Source organism: Accumulibacter sp. (genome assembly GCF_029255285.1).
Classification (GTDB): domain Bacteria; phylum Pseudomonadota; class Gammaproteobacteria; order Burkholderiales; family Rhodocyclaceae; genus Accumulibacter.
The window spans coordinates 1-3,648 of record NZ_JAPUVI010000061.1 but is presented as its reverse complement, the minus strand read 5'-3'; the positions used below and the strand labels follow the sequence as shown (position 1 = coordinate 3,648).

Genomic DNA, 3,648 nt, shown 5'->3' with positions numbered 1-3,648 from the left:
GCTTCCGGTGCTTGGCCGACCCTGCAGCGGCAAGCCAAATTCAACGTCGGCGTCGCTGCGCTGCCCTACCACGAGGACTACTACGGCGCGCCGCAAAACACCCTCGCCGACGGCCCCGCGATGTGGATCGCCGCGGGCAAGAAGCCGGCGGAGTATAAGGCCGTTGCCCGCTTCGTCAGCTTCTGGCTGACCGGCGAGAGCCAAGTCGAATGGCAGCGCAATGCCGGCTATCTGCCCCTCAACCGGGCGGGTCTGCTGGCTTCCGAGAGCCGTCTGTTGTCGTCCGATCTCGCCAACATCCGTGTGGGCGTGGCCGAGCTGACCAACAAGCCGGTCACTGCGGTGTCCAAGGCCAGCGCCTATCCGCAGCGTGCGGCGGTGCGTCGTATCGTCGACGAAGAGCTGGAGTCCGTGTGGGAGGATCGCAAGCCTTCCAAGCTCGCGCTCGACACCGCGGTCGCCCGCTCCCGCAGCGCCGACTGATTGAAGATCGGGCCGTCATGTCCGATTGGTCCTGGCCGGCGTTGATCGCGCACCGTTGCGGCGGGGCGCTGGCGCCGGAGAACACGCTGGCCGGGCTTGGCATCGCTGCCCGGCTGGGTTGTGTCGCGGTCGAGTTTGACGTGATGCTGTCCGGCGACGGCGTTCCGGTGCTCATCCATGACGAAACCCTCGAGCGCACCGCAGGTCGTCGCGGCGAAGTCTTCCGTCTCTCGGCCGAAGCGCTCCAGGCAACCGATGTCGGCTGCCGCTTTCATCCGGCTTTCAGCGGCGAAACCATCCCTCGCCTCGACGCTGCCTTGTCGCGTTGCTTCCAGCTCGGCCTTGCCGCCAATCTGGAAATCAAGCCGGCAGCCGGGTTCGAGGTCGATACGGGCCGGACGGTCGGGCGTCTTCTGGCAGGGATCGGTCCCGGCGGTCTTCCTCCGCTCTTGCTGTCGTCGTTCTCGGAGCAAGCGCTCGAAGCTGCGGCGGCCGAGGTTGAAGACCTGCCGCGGGCTTTTCTGGCGGAGCGGTTCGATGTTGGGGCGCTGACCACGGCCGTTCGTCTTTCGTGTGTTTCGCTCAATCTGGGGCGTCAGGGTTTGCAGGCCGCGCAGGTGGCGGCGGTGCGCGATGCCGGGCTGCGCACGCTTGTCTATACCGTCAATGCGCCGGACGAAGCCCGATCTCTGACGGAGTGGGGCGTGGTTGGGGTATTTTCCGACCGTCCCGATCTCCTGCTGACGGCACCGGCAAGCCCGGATGCCGGAACTGCCGCTTCGATCCAGTCGGCTTGACGGGATCGCGGTCGGCCCCTACCATCGCGTTTTTTCGATTCTGGGCGGTCCCTTGTCTCTCACGAAGCTTTACGCGCCGATCGCCGAAGACATGCAGGCGCTCGATGCCGTTATCCGGGATCGTCTCTACTCCGACGTCGTTCTCATCCGTCAGGTGGCCGAATACATCATCGGTAGCGGAGGCAAGCGCCTTCGTCCTGCAATGGTGTTGTTCACCGCCGGTGCAGCCGGTTATCGGGGCACCCAGCACCGTGAGCTCGCCGCCGTCGTGGAGTTCATCCATACCGCCACGCTGCTGCATGACGACGTGGTCGACGAATCCGACCTGCGTCGCGGCAACAAAACCGCCAATGCCATGTTCGGCAATGCGGCCTCGGTCTTGGTCGGCGACTTTCTCTACACTCGTGCCTTCCAGATGATGGTCGGCGTGAAAAGCATGCGAGTGATGGAAGTCCTTGCCGATGCGACCAACGTGATCGCCGAAGGTGAAGTGCTGCAGCTGCTCAACTGTCACAACGCCGATGTGGACGTCGACGACTACCTGCGGGTGATCCGTTACAAGACGGCCAAGCTCTTCGAGGCCGCCACGCGTCTGGGCGGCATCCTTGCCGGCGCCACGCCGGAAGTGGAAGAGAGCCTCGCCGCCTTTGGCATGCATCTCGGCACCGCGTTTCAGTTGGTCGACGACGTCCTCGATTATTCCGGCGAAGAAGCGGATACCGGCAAGCATATCGGTGACGATCTCGCCGAAGGCAAGCCGACCCTCCCGCTCATCCACGTGATGAAGCATGGCAGTGCCGAACACGCAGCCTGCGTGCGCAAGGCCATCGAGAGCGGCGGGCGCGACGATTTCCCGGCCGTGCTGGCTGCCATTCGCGCCAGCGGCGCCATCGAGGCCACCCAGAAGGTTGCCGAGGAGGAGGCGGAAATGGCGCTGAAGGCGCTAAATGTGCTGCCCGCTTCCGTTTTCAAGGATTCTTTGGTAGACTTGTCAAAGTTCGCAGTCGCACGGAAATATTGATGTTCGGCATGCTGTGCAAGTGTCGAAAGTCAATGTCAAGTGTGGCTGTTTTATTTTGGCAGCGGTAAGGCTGCCAATGCGGTAAAGACGTCGGGGAATAGCTCAGCCTGGTAGAGCACTGCGTTCGGGACGCAGGGGCCGGAGGTTCGAATCCTCTTTCCCCGACCATCGATTCCGCAAGAAGCCGCCCGAATCGGCTTCAAAGTCATTAATACCCTTCTCGAAAGGGTTCGTCGGGGAATAGCTCAGCCTGGTAGAGCACTGCGTTCGGGACGCAGGGGCCGGAGGTTCGAATCCTCTTTCCCCGACCAATAAATTCTATGTAGATCAACGTTTTATGGTCTGCATTGCGGGGTGTTGGAGCATAAATCAAGCGTTTATGCTCCATTTCTGCTCCAGAAGCTGGTCGTGACGGCCGTCTCACACGCGACAGATCTGTCGCAAGATTTTTCTCAGTTCTGCCTATATACGGTACTCCACCTCAACGGAGTACATCATGGCCGCACCCGACTGCTCGACGAGCAGCAGCATTAAAAACCGTTCCCCATTCGTTGTTACCGTCCGATACGACGCCAGTCTGAATCGGCGCTTCGCCTATTCGCGTCGCGCCGAAGCCGCGACTTATCTCAAGCTTCTCAAGGCGCGAGGCGTTAAGGCGCGGCTCGACCAACTCGAGACAGCTTTTCAACTCCGGATCCGGCGCAAAGGGGTGCCGAATCAGTACGTCACCTTCGACACTCTCGAAGACGCCCAGCAGGCCAAGCTCCAGATTGAAGCCGACCTGTCCGTCAGCGTCGTGCGCGACTATGCGATCGCAACCCGCACCACCCTGCGCGAGCTGATGGAGCATTACCTCACCGAGGTCGTTCCTCGCCACAAAGGTGCTGACATCGAGGCAACTCGAATCCGGCGTCTGCTTCGCGACGAGGCTTTCGTCGACAAGAAGCTCGCCGCGCTGGTCACGGAAGACCTCCAGGACTACATCCAGGATCGTCTCACCCAGGTCGCGCCGGCTACGGTCGAACGCGAACTCGATCTCATCTCCCAGACCTTGAGCTACGCCGATGACGTCTGGAAGATCGCTCCCGTGGAAAGCCCTTTCACGGGGCTGCGCCGGCCCAAGTACTTCAACGAGCGGGATCGCCGGCTGCTCCCCGAAGAAGAGCGCGCCATCCTCGCCGCTGCCCGCGAGGACGCGAACCCCTACATCGAGCCTGCCATCTGTTGACGGCGGCCGAAAACTGAGCAGTTTGTAGGGGGTATGGCGGCCGAAAATTGACCAGGGTGTTTAACCTCCCCGCTTAATTATTAAGCGGGAGAAGACGGGGTGATCACCATGGACATGTT

At 61.8% G+C, this 3,648-nt stretch carries 3 protein-coding genes, 2 tRNA genes and 1 pseudogene; all 6 read left to right on the top strand.

Features of this window, described 5'->3' with window-relative positions; translation table 11 throughout:
- Nucleotides 1–483, top strand: a pseudogene (locus Q1M07_RS08005) (extracellular solute-binding protein); the annotation flags it as partial.
- A 17-nt stretch (nucleotides 484–500) separates the two neighbouring features.
- Nucleotides 501–1,280, top strand: a complete 780-nt coding sequence (ugpQ, locus tag Q1M07_RS08000; RefSeq protein ID WP_300452813.1) for a glycerophosphodiester phosphodiesterase — start codon at nucleotides 501–503, stop codon at nucleotides 1,278–1,280.
- A gap of 52 nt (nucleotides 1,281–1,332) precedes the next feature.
- Nucleotides 1,333–2,301, top strand: coding sequence for an octaprenyl diphosphate synthase (ispB, locus tag Q1M07_RS07995; RefSeq protein ID WP_300452817.1), 969 nt, complete (start codon nucleotides 1,333–1,335; stop codon nucleotides 2,299–2,301).
- Between the two features lie 91 nt (nucleotides 2,302–2,392).
- Nucleotides 2,393–2,469, top strand: a tRNA-Pro gene (locus Q1M07_RS07990).
- A gap of 66 nt (nucleotides 2,470–2,535) precedes the next feature.
- Nucleotides 2,536–2,612, top strand: a tRNA-Pro gene (locus tag Q1M07_RS07985).
- A gap of 185 nt (nucleotides 2,613–2,797) precedes the next feature.
- The gene (locus Q1M07_RS07980; protein WP_300452812.1) at nucleotides 2,798–3,529 is read left to right on the top strand and encodes a hypothetical protein; all 732 of its coding nucleotides are present in this window, start codon (nucleotides 2,798–2,800) and stop codon (nucleotides 3,527–3,529) included.
- The last annotated feature ends 119 nt before the right edge of the window (nucleotides 3,530–3,648 follow it).

Coding starts and splice junctions, on each gene's coding strand:
- Q1M07_RS07980 (WP_300452812.1), top strand. CDS start 2,798: ATGGCCGCACCCGACTGCTCGACGAGCAGCAGCATTAAAAACCGTTCC.
- ugpQ (WP_300452813.1), top strand. CDS start 501: ATGTCCGATTGGTCCTGGCCGGCGTTGATCGCGCACCGTTGCGGCGGG.